A 16,111-nucleotide genomic window follows, 5' to 3' on the forward strand; every position below is an offset into this window, starting at 1 on the left:
TACTTAATCAGGCTTGTTTGTGACATCGTGTATTTTTAATGTCTTGAATATATATTCGATGCTGACTATTTATTTAATACCTTAGCCAGAATCTTTCAGTTGGGCTATAGAAAAAATCATCAATTGTGCTGGGAATCACACTTACACAACGGGAAGAATATCAGGTTTGTACGAAATTAACGCAGAGGTGAATCCTTTCAGTTTATTGAAATATAGGGATTTTTACACGGTCTTTGCGTTGAGTCCGTTTTACGCAAAGACCGAAGAGGAAGAGAGTTCAGGCTGTGACTAGCATGCGCGCGGTAGGATAATCCGTGATCAACACGTCGATATAACCGCCGTTAAGCGCCCCTTTGATGGCGGCAACTTTGTCCGTTCCCCCCGCCAGCGCCACGACGTTGGGGCATTTTTTGACTTTCTCGAGCGCCATGCCAATGACCGGATCTTCATCATCCTGTAAGACCGGCTCACCGTTTTTGTCGTAGTAGTGCAGGCAGATATCTCCCACGGCACCGCGATCGGCCAATACCTGGAGCATATCTTCGTGGTAGTAGTTACCCGACGTCTTAAGCAACTGGGATGGTTCCAGAATTCCCACCCCCACAATGGCGATATCGACATTATCGAAACGCGAGATCACCTCGGCGACATCCTTGCTGGCGATCAGTCTATTTTTCTCCTCAACCGATCCCTCAATACTTTGTGAAGGGAGCAGCCAGGCCTCGCAGTTAAGATGTTGCGCCAGCGTCTGGGTTAAAATAGTCGCCTGCACATTGCCGTTTGGCCCGACGCCGCCGAGGAGTTGGATCACGCCACCCGCTTTCAGATTCTGAGTATGCACTTCGTCAACCATCGCCCGGATGGTTGAACTCCATGAGGAGACGCCCACCAGATCTTTGGGCCGCAGGCGGGTTTCAAGATAGTGGGCGGCGGCGGAACCAATGGCGCGTTTGATGCTGTGGTCCGTAGCATCGTCTTCGGTATCCACCACGATTGCCTGTTTGAGTCCGTAACGATCTTCGATCCCTTTCTCAAGGTTCAGAAAGATATTTGAGGGCTGTACGACGCTGATTTTTACCACCCCTTCTTTCTGACAGCGGGTGATGGCTCGGGAGATAAACGACTGAGAAAGCGAGAGAAGTTGAGCAATATCGGACTGTTTGCGTCCTTCAAGATAGTAAAGGGTGGCGATTTTAACCAATAGCCGTTGTTCGTCCTGCTTAGCCATATATTTCCCCGAAAATCATTTACGTACAGCCATTATCTTAGAGACTTTTATCATACGCGAAAACAAAAGGCAGGTAAGTGTGATAAAGCTCTAACTTTAGTCAATCCTCAAAAACAGGGATGGACAAATACGAGAATGTGGTTGCATAATTGAATAAAGAATCATTTGTGAATATATATTCATGGTGATTTCAGGTCAACTGATTGTTCCCGACGTCAATGTGGTCGCGGTGAGGAGGCAGAATGTTCCTGAGTAAGATGCCGTGGCGTAAGCCGTGTGATGCGAAGCAAAGGGATTTCTAGTTTTTTTAGTCCCTGGTGGAATAAATATTCCATATTGAAAATAAATTCAGAGGTGTTAAATGAATCCCTGGCACTATGATATCCAGACTCTTGAGCGCACTGCGCGAGCGGTGCGCCGTCACATCGTCAAATTAAACGCCTACAGCCCTGCAGGAGGGCATACCGGTGCGGACCTCTCCCAGGTTGAATTGCTCACCGCGCTCTATTTCCGAATTTTGAATGTCGCGCCGGATCGTATCGACGATGCGGAACGGGACATTTACATCCAGTCCAAAGGTCACGCGGTAGGTTGCTACTACTGTGTTCTGGCTGAGGCCGGTTTTTTCCCTGTTGACTGGCTGAGCACCTACCAGCACGCCAACTCTCATCTTCCGGGCCACCCGGTACGGCAGAAAACGCCGGGTATTGAACTGAACACCGGCGCGCTGGGCCACGGTTTGCCTGTTGCGGTGGGACTGGCGCTGGCCGCGAAGAAAAGCAACAGTGCACGCCGTATCTTTTTAATTACCGGCGATGGTGAACTGGCGGAAGGCAGCAACTGGGAGGCTGCGCTCGCGGCTGCGCATTATGGACTCGATAACCTGGTGATCATTAATGACAAGAATAATCTCCAGTTGGCCGGACCCACGCGTGAAATCATGAATACCGATCCGCTCGCGGATAAATGGCGTGCCTTCGGTATGCAGGTAACCGAATGTCAGGGAAATGATATGGCGTCGGTCGTCAGTACGCTGGAAGGACTGAAACAGGAAGGGAAACCTAATGTGGTGATTGCCAATACCATAAAAGGCGCGGGTATTTCGTTTATCCAGGGGCGTCCAGAGTGGCACCACCGGGTGCCGAAAGGCGAAGAGATTGAACTGGCGCTGGAGGAGTTGAAAGATGAGTAATGCAGAACATCTCGCGAACGTCATGGTTCAGGCGTTTATCGATGCGGTGGAAAAGGGTGTTGATCTGGTGCCGGTTGTGGCTGACTCAACCTCCACCGCGAAAATTGGCCCCTTCATTAAGCAGTTCCCGGACAGACTGGTCAACGTGGGGATTGCCGAACAAAGTATGGTCGGGACAGCGGCAGGGCTTGCGCTCGGCGGCAAGGTTGCGGTCACCTGTAACGCGGCACCTTTCCTGATTTCTCGCGCTAATGAGCAAATCAAAGTTGACGTTTGCTACAACAATACCAACGTGAAGCTGTTTGGTCTGAACGCGGGGGCCAGCTATGGTCCGCTGGCGAGTACGCACCACGCGATCGACGACATCGCTATTATGCGTGGATTTGGCAATATTCAGATTTTCGCCCCCTCTTCACCACGAGAATGTCGGCAGATTATCGACTATGCCATTGGCTATCAGGGGCCGGTGTATATTCGCATGGACGGAAAGGTGCTCCCGGAACTGCATGACGAGAGCTATCAGTTTGTGCCGGGTGCCGTGGTGACGTTACGTGAAGGCGACGCGTTGGCGTTGGTGGCGATGGGCTCTACGGTCCACGAAATTGTCGATGCCGCCGCGCTGTTAGCCGACTCCGGTATTCAGGCGACGGTGGTGAGTGTACCGTCCATTCGTCCGTGCGATACCAAAGCTTTGTTAGCAGCAGTGAAAGACTGTAAAGCGGTGATTACCGTTGAAGAACATAATATCAACGGTGGACTGGGAAGCCTGGTGGCGGAAGTCCTGGCGGAAGGCGGCACAGGGGCGGTTCTGAAGCGCTTAGGGATCCCGGATGGTGAATACGCTGCGGCAGCAGATCGCAACTGGATGCGCCAGCACCACGGTTTCGATGCCCAGTCGATTGCGGCCCAGGCACGGGAAATGCTGTGAGGGTTAACCCGTTGCCACGGTAATGACATGGCTATTTTTTACGAGCCACTGCACATGCCAGATCTGGTCGATGGCCTGTAACCTCATCTGGTCATGCTGAACGTCGAGAATGTGATAATGCATGAATCCGCAGCCTGCCTGCGAGCGTTTTGGGGTTGCCTTAAAGGCGCTCTCTTTGGCGGAAAATGCCAGCGTGAGCGCCTGTTCAAAGGGTAATCCGCTCCCTGCCAGCCGAACTTTTTCTGCTTCTGTGACGATACTACCTGCCAGCTCAGCCGCCGTTTGCGCTGTGAATATCGCTTCTATATCAACTCCCACTGGCTGGTGGGAAACCACCGCCAGCGCGGTAGTGGCGCAGTGGCTGATGCTGCCAGACAGACCTTCCGGCCATAACGGTTGTCGTTGTTCACCCATTCCCGGCACGTTTTTATGACCCCACTCACGTAGCGCCTGAACGGCGGCAATACGACCGGCCAGGTGTTCGGCTTTACGTTTACGTCCGGCACGTGCCAGTTGCGCATGATGAGGCAGCCACAGCAGATCGTGTTCGTGGAAGGTGTCTGGTTCAAACGCCACACCATGCAAGGTGTGGTGAGCCAGAATGAGAGAGGAGTGCGTTGTCTGCATCGTGTCATTAAAACCGAAACCCCTCCTCCGCACGGAGGAGGGGAGTGGGCATCAGAAGTGGGTGTTAACGCTCATGTACCACGTACGACCCGGTTCGTTATAGGTGTGCGCGCCAGCGCCTGCCATGTAGGCGCCCGTTTTCGTATCACTCACCGTTTGCGCGTTCCCTTCACGCCACAGACGTTTGTCGAAGACGTTATCCACGCCGCCGGTCAGGCTGACATTTTTGGTCACGTCCCAGGTCGCGCTCAGACCCACAATGCTGTAGGGGCTGACAGACTGTTTATCTGAACCGGTGACCGGTTTACCCTGGTAATCGTATTTCTTCGGCTCCTGTTTGCCGTACCAGGTAAAGGTGGATTGCAGAGAAACATCCTGATGTACCTGCCAGCTCAGCGTTGAGTTCAGCGTGTACTCCGGAATTATCGACAGGCGTTCACCTGTCTCTTTGTTTTTACTCTGCAGCATGTAAGTGATGTTGTTGGTCCAGTTAACGGTGTTGCTAACCGGTACGTTCAGCGTCCCTTCCAGCCCTTCCACGACCGCTTTAGGTACGTTCTCCCACTGATAGATATCGGTGTAGGTGGTTTTGCCTTTGTTGGTGATAGACGTACGGCTCATCGGTACCGTACCGGCTTCGATCTTGTTGCGATAATCGTTGCGGAACCAGGTCACCCCTGCCAGCCAGCCATCATGTTTGAACTCAAGGCCAATCTCTTTGTTGATGCTGGTTTCTGCTTTCAGATCGTCGTTACCCATCATGTAACAGCCGATACCGGTCGCGGCACCCGTGGCATAGCAGCCCTGGCCTTTACTGTACAAAATGTAGTTCGGGTTGGTCTGATACAGGCTTGGCGCTTTATACGCCCGCGCAATGCCCATCTTCAGGGTGAAGTCATCGCCCAGACCCTGTGACAGGTTCAGCGATGGGCTCCAGTTGTCGCCCACGATGCTGTGGTGATCGAAACGCAGGCCCGGCGTTAGCATGGTGCTGTCAGTCAGCTCCATGTTGTTCTCAGCGAACAGCGAGAAAATTTCCGCTTTTGAATAAGGGCTGCGGTCGGTGCTGCTGGAGCCTGGAATATCACCGCCCATAAAGGTTTGCGAGTTGGAGAGCATATCCTTCATGCGCTGCTGGGTCCATTCAGTGCCCAGCGTCAGGTTCTGGTTAACCAGCAAATCGAACGGCATGCTGATTTCACTGTGCAACGTGACGTCGTTCAGGTCGGCATCAACATATTTCTGTGACGCTTTCGGATCGAAGATCCCTTCCGTACCGCCCGCCAGACCTTCCGGCGTACGGGAGTTACGCGTATGTTCGTATTGCACCCAGTTGGTGGTGGTGACACCGTTATCCCAACCGCCGTTCCAGGTCAGCGAGTAGTTCTGACGGTAGAGACGGTTAGTCTCTTTGCCGTAGTTATCTTTCACCAACTGGTTGGTATTGGTGTTCTGCGTGTCCCCGGCATACAGGTTACCCTGACGGCTATAGCCGGCTTCCAGTTCAATAGACTGCATCGGCGCGAAGTCCCAACGCACCACACCGTTAACGTCCTTGTTGATAACGCCTTCACGACCGGCTGGCAGCGTGTCGGCATAAGTACCGGTACGTTCAGACTGATGGCCCTGGTTGATGTTGCGCGCATCGGCCTGCGTTTTATCCAGGTTACCGAACAGGCGGAAGCTGAAATCCCCGCCCAGCGGACCGTTGAGGGTAAAGTTAGTGCGTTTGGTTGCGCCTTCCTCTTTGTGTTCCGGTGCGTTGAAATAAGTATTCCAGGAGCCGTGCCACTCGTTGCTGCCTTTTTTGGTGATGATATTTACTACGCCGCCGGCGGCACCATTACCGTAACGTGCAGCCGCAGGCCCGCGCAGGACTTCAATGCGTTCGATCATCTCCGGCGGCACCCAGGACGTATCGCCACGGGTATCGCGTTCACCGCGCCAGCCAAGGCGTACGGAGTTACGGCTGGTCACCGGTTTACCGTCAATCAGGATTAGGGTGTTTTCTGGACCCATCCCACGAATATCAATCTGACGGTTATTGCCGCGCTGGCCGCTTGTCGAGTTACCGGTCAGGTTAACGCCTGGCATGGTACGAATGATTTCAGAGACGTCGCGAGCGGGAGGGTTTTTGCGAATTTCATCTGCGGTGATAGTCGACACGCCAGGCGCCTGCAAGTTCTGCTGGGCGGCGGTAACCACAATAGTATCTTCATGAGAGACGGCGGTGCTATCAGCGGTTTCTTCTGCCATTGCGGGCAGCGCTACCCCGTAAATCCCTAAGTTGACCAATAAGGCCAGGGAATGAATCTTCTTGTTCATTGTCTTTCCTGCTTTTCTTTAGCCACGTGTACCAGACACCTGAGATCGGTATCCGGCCCGATGTCGCCCGCCTCTGCGAAAACCCTCCGTTCCAGAAAAGCCCGCAGCGCGGTTGGTTAAAAACTGTTCGCGCTTCCCACGGCGCGTCAATACGCTATTGCAAATGCAAATAGTTATCAATAATATTATCAATATATTTCATAAAACAATGAAAAAAATCACAATAAACATGAGGTTATGACGGTGACGGCGTTAACGGTAGGCAGCGAGGCCTGGTGGCAGTCAAAAAACGGTCCGCAATGGACGCGTGAAGCAGACGGAAATTACCGGGTGACCTTCTGGTGGCGCGATCCGCAGGGGAGTGAATTTCACTCAGCCATTCAGCGAGTCTGGGTATACATCACGGGCGTTACCGATCATCACCAGAATGTCTTTCCTCAGACGATGCAGCGTATTGCCGGAACGGATGTCTGGCAGTGGCAGACCGTGTTAAGCGCTAACTGGCGCGGCAGCTACTGCTTTATTCCCTCAACGCAGGAGGAGTCATTTGCCTCGTTGAAGACTGATGGCGTGTTGGATCGCGCGGCGTTGCGCGAAGGCTGGCGGCAACTGTTGCCACAGGCGATTGCCGATCCACTTAATCCGTTGAGCTGGAAAGGGGGACGAGGGCACGCCGTATCTGCGCTTGAGATGCCGCACGCCCCTGCGCAACCGGGCTGGGACTCCCCACAAACGCCAGTGTCGTCGCCGGTGGTTCTGCAATGGAATAGCGCGCGTCTGGGTAATACGCGTCGGGTATGGGTCTTTACGACCGGTGATGCGCAGCCGGATGAACGCCCCCTGGCGGTTCTCCTCGACGGGCAATTCTGGGCGCAGAGCATGCCCGTCTGGCCTGCGCTCACTTCACTCACTCAGCGGGGGCAACTTCCACCGGCGGTGTATCTGCTTATTGATGCCATCGATACCACACATCGCAGCCGTGAACTTCCCTGCAACGCGGATTTCTGGCTGGCGGTTCAACACGAGTTATTACCGCAGGTCCGGCGCGCCGCACCCTTCAGCGATCGTCCTGAGCGCACGATCGTTGCAGGGCAAAGTTTTGGCGGGTTGTCATCGCTGTTTGCCGGGTTGCACTGGCCGGAACGCTTTGGCTGCGTGCTCAGCCAGTCCGGTTCTTACTGGTGGCCCCATCGTGGCGGTCAACAGAACGGGCTGATTATTGAGCAACTCCGCGCCGGCACGCTGTCCGCGAAGGGACTACGGATTGTTCTCGAGGCGGGAGTCCGCGAGCCGGTTATCTTGCGCGCGAATCAGGCGCTCTACACACAACTACAGACGACACAGCAGTCGGTTTTCTGGCGTCAGGTTGACGGCGGACATGATGCGCTTTGCTGGCGTGGCGGACTGACGCAGGGGTTGATCGACCTCTGGACGCCGCTGCTCTGAGCGAGCGATTTTCCACGACAGGAGTTGAGTATGGAATTCAGTAATCCCTTCGATAATCCGCAGGGACAGTTCTACATTCTGCAAAATTCGCAGCAGCAGTTTAGCCTCTGGCCGCAGCATTGCGCATTACCTGCTGGCTGGCAGGTGGTATGCGAACCGCAGTCTCAGGAAGCCTGCCAGCAGTGGCTGGCGCGTCACTGGACCACGTTAATTCCCGGTTATTATGTCGTTTCGCAGGAGGCGCAATGAGCCGTCGTTTACCGCTTGTCGCCGCACAGCCCGGCATCTGGATGGCCGAAAAACTCTCCACATTACCTTCCGCCTGGAGCGTCGCACATTATGTGGCGTTAACCGGTGAACTGGATGCGCAACGACTGGCGCGCGCAGTCGTCACCGGTCTACAGCAGGCCGATACCTTACGGATGCGTTTTACTGAGGATAACGGCGACGTCTGGCAATGGGTTGATGACGCCTTTACGTTTGCTGAACCGCAGATTTGCGATCTCCGCACCGCGGCGAACCCGCATGACGCCGCGCTGGCGCTGATGCAGGCCGATCTGCAGCAAAATCTGCGCGTCGATGGCGGCAAGCCGCTGGTGCATCATCAGTTGATCCAGGTTGGTGACGACCAGTGGTACTGGTATCAGCGCTATCATCATTTACTGGTCGATGGTTTCAGTTTCCCGGCAATTACCCGCCAGATAGCTGCGATTTACAGCGCATGGCTTCGGGGTGACGCGACACCTGACTCACCCTTCACGCCGTTTGCCGGGGTGGTGGAAGAGTATCAGCAGTATCGTCAGAGTGAGGCCTGGCAACGGGACGGTGCGTTCTGGGCCGAGCAACGTAAACAGCTTCCGCCGCCAGCGTCGCTTTCACCCGCACCGTTTCCGGGACGGGCGGCGACGTCTGACATTTACCGCATGAAGTTTAACGCTGCGGAAGGCGCGTTTCGCCACCTGGCGGCGCAACTGCCAGACGTGCAGCGAACCGATCTGGCGCTGGCGCTGGTGGCCCTCTGGCTGGGACGGCTGTGCAGCCGGATGGAATACGCGGCAGGCTTTATCTTTATGCGTCGCATGGGATCGGCGGCGCTGACCGCCACCGGCCCCGTGCTCAACGTGTTACCGCTGGGCGTGCGTATTGATGCCGCAGAAAAACTGCCAGAACTGGCAAAACGACTGTCCGCCCAGCTTAAGAAAATGCGCCGTCATCAGCGCTATGATGCGGAGCAAATCGTCCGTGACAGCGGCCGGGCGGCCGGAGAAGAGCCGCTGTTTGGCCCGGTGCTTAACGTCAAAGTCTTCGATTATCAACTGGAGATCCCGGGCGTCACGGCGCAAACTCATACGCTGGCGACGGGACCGGTTAACGATCTTGAACTGGCACTGTTCCCGGATGAAGGCGGCGGGCTGAGCATTGAGCTTCTCGCCAACCAACAACGTTATGATGAAGCAACGCTCAAACAGCATGCGCTGCGTCTGATGGCGCTGATCGAACAATTTGCCGCTAACCCAGCCCTGTGCTGTGGTGATGCCGATCTGCTGCTTCCAGCTGAATATCAGCAGATGGCGCAGATCAACGCCACGGCGGTTGAGATCCCGTCCACGACGCTCAGTGCGCTGGTGGCGGAACAGGCGAGCAGAACGCCGGACGCGCCCGCGCTGGCGGATGCCCGCTATGATTTCAGCTACCGCGAAATGCGCGAGCAGGTGGTGGCGCTCGCCGGTGTGCTGCGTGAACACGGCGTGCAGCCGGGCGACAGCGTCGCGGTGGCCTTACCGCGCTCTGTATTTCTGACGCTGGCGCTGCACGGAATTGTTGAAGCTGGTGCGGCATGGCTGCCATTAGACACCGGTTATCCGGACGATCGTCTGCGAATGATGCTGGAAGACGCGCAGCCGAAACTGCTGATCACCACAGTGGAACAGTTACCACGCTTTAGCGATATTCCGGGGCTGGAAAGCCTCTGCTATAGCGAACCGCTGTCGGCAGGCGATAGCGCGCCGCTGGGGTTATCGCAACCGCAGCATACGGCGTACATCATTTTTACTTCTGGTTCAACGGGCAGACCGAAAGGGGTGATGGTCGGGCAAACCGCCATTGTTAACCGTCTGCTGTGGATGCAAAACCAGTATGGGCTGACGGCGAAGGATGTGGTGGCGCAAAAAACGCCGTGCAGCTTTGACGTCTCGGTGTGGGAATTCTTCTGGCCGTTTATCGCCGGGGCGAAGCTGGTGATGGCGGAACCGGAAGCGCATCGCGATCCGTTGGCCATGCAGCGCTTCTTTGCCCATTACGGGGTGACGACGACCCACTTTGTGCCGTCGATGCTGGCGGCATTCGTCGCGTCGCTGACGCCTGAGAGCGCCGGTGAAAGTTGCGCAACGTTACAGCATGTCTTTTGCAGCGGAGAAGCCTTACCTGCTGATTTATGCCGCGAATGGGCACGGCTGACGCATGCGCCGTTACATAATTTGTATGGTCCAACGGAGGCAGCAGTTGATGTCAGCTGGTATCCGGCCTGGGGGGATGAACTGGCAAATGTTACTGGTAGCAGCGTACCGATTGGTTTCCCGGTATGGAATACCGGGTTGCGTATCCTCGACGCGATGATGCATCCGGTTCCTGTTGGCGTGGCGGGCGATCTCTATCTGACCGGCATCCAGCTCGCGCAGGGCTATCTTGGCCGACCGGACCTCACGGCAAGTCGCTTTATCGCCGATCCATTTGCGCCGGGAGAGCGGATGTACCGTACCGGAGACGTTGCGCGCTGGCTGGATAATGGTGCTGTTGAGTATCTGGGACGCAGTGACGATCAGCTCAAGATCCGCGGTCAGCGTATCGAACTGGGCGAGATCGATCGTGTGATGCAGGCATTGCCTGATGTTGAACAGGCGGTGGTTCACGCCTGCGTCTTTAATCAGGCGGCGGCAACAGGGGGCGATGCCCGCCAGTTGGTGGGGTATCTGGTCTCGCAGTCAGGGCTTCCGCTTGATATCCCCTCGCTCCAGGCACAGCTGCGGGAAAAACTCCCGCCGCATATGGTGCCAGTGGTGCTGTTGCAGCTGGCGCAACTGCCGCTCAGCGCCAACGGTAAGCTGGATCGTAAAGCGCTACCGATGCCGGAATTAACGTCACGAACCAAAGGAAGAGCCCCGCAGCCAGGCAGTGAAACAACGGTGGCGAAGGCATTCAGTGAGCTGCTGGACTGTGACGTCAATGACGTTGAGGCCGATTTCTTTGCGCTGGGCGGCCATTCGCTACTGGCCATGAAGCTGGCGGCGCAATTGAGTCGGACTTTCTCCCGTCAGGTGACGCCGGGGCAGGTCATGGTGGCCTCGACGGTCGCGCAACTGGCGGCGCTGCTGGATACAGACGATGACGCAGAGGCACAGCGTCTGGGGTTTGAAACGCTGCTACCGTTACGCAAAAGCGACGGCCCAACGCTATTTTGTTTCCATCCGGCATCAGGGTTTGCCTGGCAGTTTAGCGTACTGTCGCGCTATCTCAGTCCGCAATGGGCCATTACCGGTATTCAGTCGCCGCGTCCGCAAGGGCCGATGCAGACGGCAGCCGATCTGGACGCGGTCTGCGAACACCATCTGGCGACGCTCCTTGAACAACAACCGCATGGCCCGTATTACCTGTTGGGCTATTCTCTCGGTGGCACGCTGGCACACGGCATTGCCGCACGTCTGCGGATGCGGGGGGAAACCGTCGCCTTCCTCGGGCTGCTGGATACCTGGCCGCCGGAAACGCAAAACTGGTCAGAGAAAGAGGCCAATGGACTCGATCCGGAAGTGCTGGCGGAGATTGATCGCGAGCGGGAAGCCTTTCTGGCCGCGCAGCAGGGGAACGCCTCTGGCGAATTGTTTAGCACTATTGAAGGGAACTACGCTGATGCGGTTCGCTTACTGACCAGCGCGCACAGCGTTCCCTTTGATGGGCGCGCGACGTTGTTTGTTGCTGAGCGCACCCTGCCGGAAGGCGTAAGTCCGGAGCGTAGTTGGGCGCCGTGGATCGCGGAACTGGATGTGTATCGCCAGGACTGCGCGCATGTGGAGATTATCTCTCCGTCAGCCTTTGAAAATATTGGTCCGATCATTGCCGCATGCTGTAATAAATATGCACATCGCTGATTAATGTTTTGATTAACTATTTCCCCCGTGACGACGGTTCATGGACACGGGGGTTATTTATAATATTAGTTTATTGCATTCGGAATATTATCTCCAGAGGTTAAATTCCGAAATTAGCCTCATTATAGAATTAACATTTCGGAATGGTCAGAGTGTTTGTTACGCTGTTGATAGGGAATATAGTCATGGAACATGTAGCGGGACATTTAGTATGCCGTCACTTAATATTCAGCAGGGTAAAAATACGGAACTTACTGATTTTCCGTTGCCTCACACTCAGCATAATGAAATCGATTCAGTAAATCTGATTGATATTTTATGGCAGGCTAAAAAACGCATTATCGTGTGCACGCTCGCGTTTGCGTGCGTCGGGTTATTTGTCACTTTCTTTTTGCCACAACGCTGGACCAGCGAAGCGGTGGTGACGCCAGCTGAGTCAATTCAGTGGCAGGATCTGCAAAGAACGCTGACGGGATTACGGGTTCTGGATGTCGATGTCAATGTGGATCGTAACAGTACCTTCAATCTCTTCATCAAGAAATTTCAGTCAACTTCACTGCTGGAGCAATATTTACGCTCGTCACCGTATGTGATGGAGCAGTTAAAAGGGGCGAAAATCGATGAACTGGATCTGCATCGGGCCATTGTCGCGCTGAGCGAAAAGATGAGTGCGGTAGACAGCAATGTCGGAAAGAAAAATGAAACAGCACTGTATACGTCATGGGTGCTGAGTTTTACGGCTCCAGCCAAAGAAGAAGCGCAACAGGTCCTGGCGGGCTATATCCAGTTTATTTCTGAGATAGTCGTGAAGGACTCGCTGGAAAATATTCGCAATCAGCTGGAGGTTAAAACCCGCTTTGAGAAAGAGCGTCTGGCTCTGGAGCGCGTCAAACTTAAAAATCAGCTGGATACCAATATTCAACGACTCAATTATTCTCTGGAGATTGCAAATGCCGCCGGAATTAAAAAGCCGGTTTACAGTAATGGCCAGGCGGTGAAAGACGATCCTGATTTTTCTATTTCTCTGGGCGCTGATGGGATCCAGCGAAAGCTGGAGATTGAAAAATCAGTCACGGATGTGGCTGAACTGAATGCGGAGCTAAAAAACCGGCAGTATTATGTTGAACAACTGGAGTCCGTCAATGTTCAGGACGTGAAATTTTCGCCGTTCAAATATCAGCTTAAGCCTTCATTACCGGTGAAAAAACAGGGGCCGGGTAGAATGATCGTGGTCGTGCTGGCGGCACTGTTGGGAGGGATTGTGGCCTGCGGTGGCGTACTTCTCCAGCACGCAATGGTATCGCGTAAACGGGATGACGCCACGATCAACGAACGTCTGGTCTGATTGCCGACCGGAAGGTTCTGCGCCTTCCGGTCAGCGGTTAACGGCGGCCCAGTGGCACCACCAACGGTGTGCCCACAACCGGGTCGTCGATAATCATGCAACGCAGCCCATAGATTTTCTCAATTAATTCTGCGGTGACAATTTCCTTCGGCGCGCCCTCTGCGACAATTTTTCCTTCACGCAGCGCGATCAAATGAGTGGCATAGCGACAGGCCTGGTTGAGGTCATGCAGCACGGCGGCGAGGGTGTAGCCTTTCTCGCGATTCAGTTCGCTCAGTAATTCCAGCAAATCAATCTGATGACTGATATCCAGCCAGGTGGTTGGTTCATCGAGCAGCATGATTGACGTTTCCTGCGCCAGAACCATCGCTATCCACGCGCGCTGACGCTGACCACCGGATAGCGTATCCACACTTTGCCCGGCCAGATGCGTAATACCAGTGGCGCGCATGGCCTGCGTCACGGCATCTTCATCTTCTTTGCGCCAACGGGTAAACAGCGGCTGATGCGGATAGCGCCCACGCGCCACCAGTTCCTGCACGGTGATATCGCCCGGCGTCGTGGCATTTTGCGCCAGCAATCCGATGCGGCGAGCGACCTCTTTGCTGGGATAGCGCTGAATCGGCTCGCCGTCCAGCCAGACGTGACCGTTTGCCGGGGTCATCAGCCGACTGAGAGTCCGCAACAGCGTCGATTTCCCGCAGCCATTGGGTCCGATTATGGCCGTGAAATGACCATCGGGAATAGTGACGTTGAGGTCTTCGGCAACGGTGAACTTTCCATAACCCAGCGTTAACTGGTCGCCACGCAAACGGGCTACTGATTCGGTCATTTTTTGCGGGACTCCTGAATTAACAAGGCGATAAGGTAAATACCGCCGATACTCACGGTGACGACACCCACCGGAAGCTGATAAGGCATAAACAGTTGCTGTGCGCACAAATCGGCTGCCAGCAGTAACAGTGCGCCGCAGAGCGCGGCCTGGGTTAATCCCCAACGTGCGGTGCCGCTCAGGCGACGGGCAATATGTGGGGCAACCAGCGCAATAAAGGAAATCGGTCCGGCCAGCGCAGTGGCGGCTGCGGTTAACACCACGGCGACCAGCATCATGGCGAGCCGCGAGCGCTCTACGCTGACTCCCAACGCGCATGCGCTGTCATCCCCCATTTCCAGCAGACGCATGCGCCGTACCAGCAGTGCAGCGCCTGCCAGCATGAGAATAATGATCGGCGCGGAGGGCCAGGTTTTCGCCCAGGTCAAACCGTTAAGCGATCCGGCATTCCACAATCCGGCAGCCAGTGCCGTGTCCAGCGAAGCTTTCAACAACAGCCAGGTGTTAAACGCAAACAGCATGGCACGAATGCCGATGCCGATAATGATCAGGCGGAAGGTTTCAATACCGTTGCGCCAGGCCAGCAGCCAGACCACCAGTGACGTCAGGATCCCGCCAGCCATTGCCGCCAGTGCGATAGCCGTCAGATGCTGGCCAAACAGCACCATCGCGATCAGTACGCCGCTCCAGGCGCCGGTGTTAAAGCCCATCACGTCAGGGCTGCCGAGCGGGTTACGCATCAGGGACTGAAAAATTGCTCCACTGACGCCGAGTGCCGCGCCAATCAGTAGCGCCATCAACACGCGTGGCAAGCGCCACTCGGTCACTATCATCGTCAGGCTGCGCGGCGCATCGCCGGTAAAAGCAGCAATAATTTGCGAGGTTTCCAGTGTCACTGCGCCACTGCGCAGACCCCAGAGTGCGAAGCTCAGGCAGCCAACCGTCAGCAGCAGGCACGCGATCAGCAGACGACGGGATACGTACATCATGCGGCACCTCGCGGACGACGACGAACCAGAAAGATCAGCACCGGAGCGCCAATAAAGGCGCTCACGACTGACACGCGCAGCTCGCCGGGAACAATCAGGCGGCCAATGATATCGGCAAAAAGCAACAGAACAGGCGTGGCGATAAGCGTCACCGGGAGCGACCAACGGTGGTCGGCACCAACCAGCCAGCGCGACATATGCGGCATCATCAGGCCGATAAACGCAATCGGCCCAACAATCGCCGTGGCGCTCCCGCACAGGACGGTGATGGCTAACAGACCAATCAGTTGCGTACGCGCGACTTTGCTACCAAGCGCGGTGGCGGTATCACTTCCCAGACTCAGGCTGTTCAATGCCCGACTGAGCATCAGCGCAGTGGTACCGGCTATCAGCACCGGCAGAATAACCACCTTGAGGGTTTGCAGATTGCGGATATCCAGTGAACCGGCCTGCCAGTAACGAAGCTGATCGTAGACGTCAGGATTCAGCAGGGAAATACCGCTGGTGAGACCTTCCAGAACCGCGGCGAGCGCGACGCCCGCCAGCGTCAGACGTACCGGGCTCAACTGACCGCCACCCTGACTGCCCGTAAACGCCACAATCAGTGACGCCACCAGCGCGCCGATAAAGGCCATCACCAGTTGTTCCTGCGGTGTGGAAAAGCCGAACAGCGCTGCCCCCAGCACGATGGCAAAACTGGCTCCGGCATTGACGCCAAGCAGCCCAGGATCGGCCAGCGGATTGCGGGTGAGCGTTTGCATTAACGCCCCGGCGAGTCCCAGCGCGCCTCCGGCCAGCAATCCTGCGAGCGTTCGCGGCAGGCGGGCGTCCAGCACGATAGTGCAATCGGCACTTTGACAGGTGCCGGTGAGCGCTTCCATCACCACGGAGACGGGTAAGGATTTTGCACCGATGGTCAGACTTAATGCCGTGGCAATAACCAGTAATAACAACAATCCGGGCACGGCAAGGGCACGCGTCACGGAAACAGAACATGACATATCAACTTCCCTGATAATGATAGTAATTATCGTTATCGATCTTATTTGATTATGTT

The 16,111-nt window shown here is 55.5% G+C and carries 11 protein-coding genes and 1 pseudogene; 6 read left to right on the top strand and 6 right to left on the bottom strand.

All coding sequences use genetic code 11. The features are described 5' to 3' along the window. Positions 1-277 precede the first annotated feature (277 nt). On the bottom strand, positions 278-1,228 hold the full coding sequence (locus AOY24_RS02845; protein WP_043001472.1) for a sugar-binding transcriptional regulator: 951 nt from the start codon (positions 1,226-1,228) through the stop codon (positions 278-280). Positions 1,229-1,589: 361 nt separating this feature from the next. On the opposite strand from AOY24_RS02845, the gene AOY24_RS02850 reads away from it, so the two are divergent. Then, positions 1,590-2,420 carry a transketolase gene (locus AOY24_RS02850; RefSeq protein ID WP_043001471.1) on the top strand — a complete coding sequence of 277 codons (831 nt, stop codon included), beginning with the start codon at positions 1,590-1,592 and terminating at the stop codon, positions 2,418-2,420. Then, on the top strand, positions 2,413-3,348 hold the full coding sequence (locus tag AOY24_RS02855; protein ID WP_044266432.1) for a transketolase family protein: 936 nt from the start codon (positions 2,413-2,415) through the stop codon (positions 3,346-3,348). The genes AOY24_RS02850 and AOY24_RS02855 overlap by 8 nt, the downstream gene beginning before the upstream one ends. A gap of 3 nt (positions 3,349-3,351) precedes the next feature. Here AOY24_RS02855 and entD read toward each other — a convergent pair whose 3' ends face one another. Then, positions 3,352-3,975: an enterobactin synthase subunit EntD gene (gene entD / locus AOY24_RS02860; protein WP_044266430.1), complete on the bottom strand. Its 624-nt coding sequence runs from the start codon at positions 3,973-3,975 to the stop codon at positions 3,352-3,354. A 51-nt stretch (positions 3,976-4,026) separates the two neighbouring features. Beyond that, positions 4,027-6,300, bottom strand: coding sequence for a TonB-dependent siderophore receptor (locus tag AOY24_RS02865; protein WP_054176113.1), 2,274 nt, complete (start codon positions 6,298-6,300; stop codon positions 4,027-4,029). A gap of 234 nt (positions 6,301-6,534) precedes the next feature. Between AOY24_RS02865 and fes the strand changes: the two are divergent. The 4 genes and pseudogenes from fes to wzz(fepE) all read left to right on the top strand — a co-directional run. After that, positions 6,535-7,746: pseudogene (gene fes, locus AOY24_RS02870) on the top strand (enterochelin esterase); the annotation flags it as partial. Between the two features lie 30 nt (positions 7,747-7,776). Next, positions 7,777-7,995 (top strand): MbtH family NRPS accessory protein, encoded by a 219-nt coding sequence (locus AOY24_RS02875; RefSeq protein WP_054176114.1) that lies wholly within the window; start codon positions 7,777-7,779, stop codon positions 7,993-7,995. Then, the gene (entF, locus tag AOY24_RS02880; RefSeq protein WP_054176115.1) at positions 7,992-11,888 is read left to right on the top strand and encodes an enterobactin non-ribosomal peptide synthetase EntF; all 3,897 of its coding nucleotides are present in this window, start codon (positions 7,992-7,994) and stop codon (positions 11,886-11,888) included. The genes AOY24_RS02875 and entF overlap by 4 nt, the downstream gene beginning before the upstream one ends. 211 nt (positions 11,889-12,099) lie before the next feature. Further along, positions 12,100-13,233, top strand: a complete 1,134-nt coding sequence (wzz(fepE), locus tag AOY24_RS02885; RefSeq protein WP_054176116.1) for an LPS O-antigen length regulator Wzz(fepE) — start codon at positions 12,100-12,102, stop codon at positions 13,231-13,233. Between the two features lie 37 nt (positions 13,234-13,270). Here wzz(fepE) and fepC read toward each other — a convergent pair whose 3' ends face one another. Genes fepC through fepD form a run of 3 tightly spaced genes read right to left on the bottom strand, consistent with a single transcriptional unit; the run spans position 13,271 to position 16,055 of the window. Further along, positions 13,271-14,065, bottom strand: a complete 795-nt coding sequence (gene fepC / locus AOY24_RS02890; protein ID WP_044326710.1) for an iron-enterobactin ABC transporter ATP-binding protein — start codon at positions 14,063-14,065, stop codon at positions 13,271-13,273. Further along, entirely contained in the window at positions 14,062-15,054 is a 993-nt protein-coding gene (fepG, locus tag AOY24_RS02895; RefSeq protein WP_043001463.1) for an iron-enterobactin ABC transporter permease, read from the bottom strand. Before fepG ends, fepC begins: the two co-directional genes overlap by 4 nt. Next, complete coding sequence (gene fepD / locus AOY24_RS02900; protein WP_044256630.1) at positions 15,051-16,055, bottom strand: Fe(3+)-siderophore ABC transporter permease; 1,005 nt, start codon at positions 16,053-16,055, stop codon at positions 15,051-15,053. Before fepD ends, fepG begins: the two co-directional genes overlap by 4 nt. Positions 16,056-16,111: the final 56 nt, after the last annotated feature.

The sequence above is a fragment of the Citrobacter sp. CtB7.12 genome (assembly GCF_001297795.1).
GTDB classification, from domain to species: domain Bacteria; phylum Pseudomonadota; class Gammaproteobacteria; order Enterobacterales; family Enterobacteriaceae; genus Citrobacter_A; species Citrobacter_A amalonaticus.

What these genes read in the sequence shown, in the direction of transcription:
- AOY24_RS02845 (WP_043001472.1), bottom strand. Translation starts at nt 1,228, where the DNA reads ATGGCTAAGCAGGACGAACAACGGCTATTGGTTAAAATCGCCACCCTT.
- AOY24_RS02855 (WP_044266432.1), top strand. Translation starts at nt 2,413, where the DNA reads ATGAGTAATGCAGAACATCTCGCGAACGTCATGGTTCAGGCGTTTATC.
- fepD (WP_044256630.1), bottom strand. Translation starts at nt 16,055, where the DNA reads ATGTCATGTTCTGTTTCCGTGACGCGTGCCCTTGCCGTGCCCGGATTG.
- entF (WP_054176115.1), top strand. Translation starts at nt 7,992, where the DNA reads ATGAGCCGTCGTTTACCGCTTGTCGCCGCACAGCCCGGCATCTGGATG.
- entD (WP_044266430.1), bottom strand. Translation starts at nt 3,975, where the DNA reads ATGCAGACAACGCACTCCTCTCTCATTCTGGCTCACCACACCTTGCAT.
- AOY24_RS02850 (WP_043001471.1), top strand. Translation starts at nt 1,590, where the DNA reads ATGAATCCCTGGCACTATGATATCCAGACTCTTGAGCGCACTGCGCGA.
- fepC (WP_044326710.1), bottom strand. Translation starts at nt 14,065, where the DNA reads ATGACCGAATCAGTAGCCCGTTTGCGTGGCGACCAGTTAACGCTGGGT.
- AOY24_RS02865 (WP_054176113.1), bottom strand. Translation starts at nt 6,300, where the DNA reads ATGAACAAGAAGATTCATTCCCTGGCCTTATTGGTCAACTTAGGGATT.
- fepG (WP_043001463.1), bottom strand. Translation starts at nt 15,054, where the DNA reads ATGATGTACGTATCCCGTCGTCTGCTGATCGCGTGCCTGCTGCTGACG.
- AOY24_RS02875 (WP_054176114.1), top strand. Translation starts at nt 7,777, where the DNA reads ATGGAATTCAGTAATCCCTTCGATAATCCGCAGGGACAGTTCTACATT.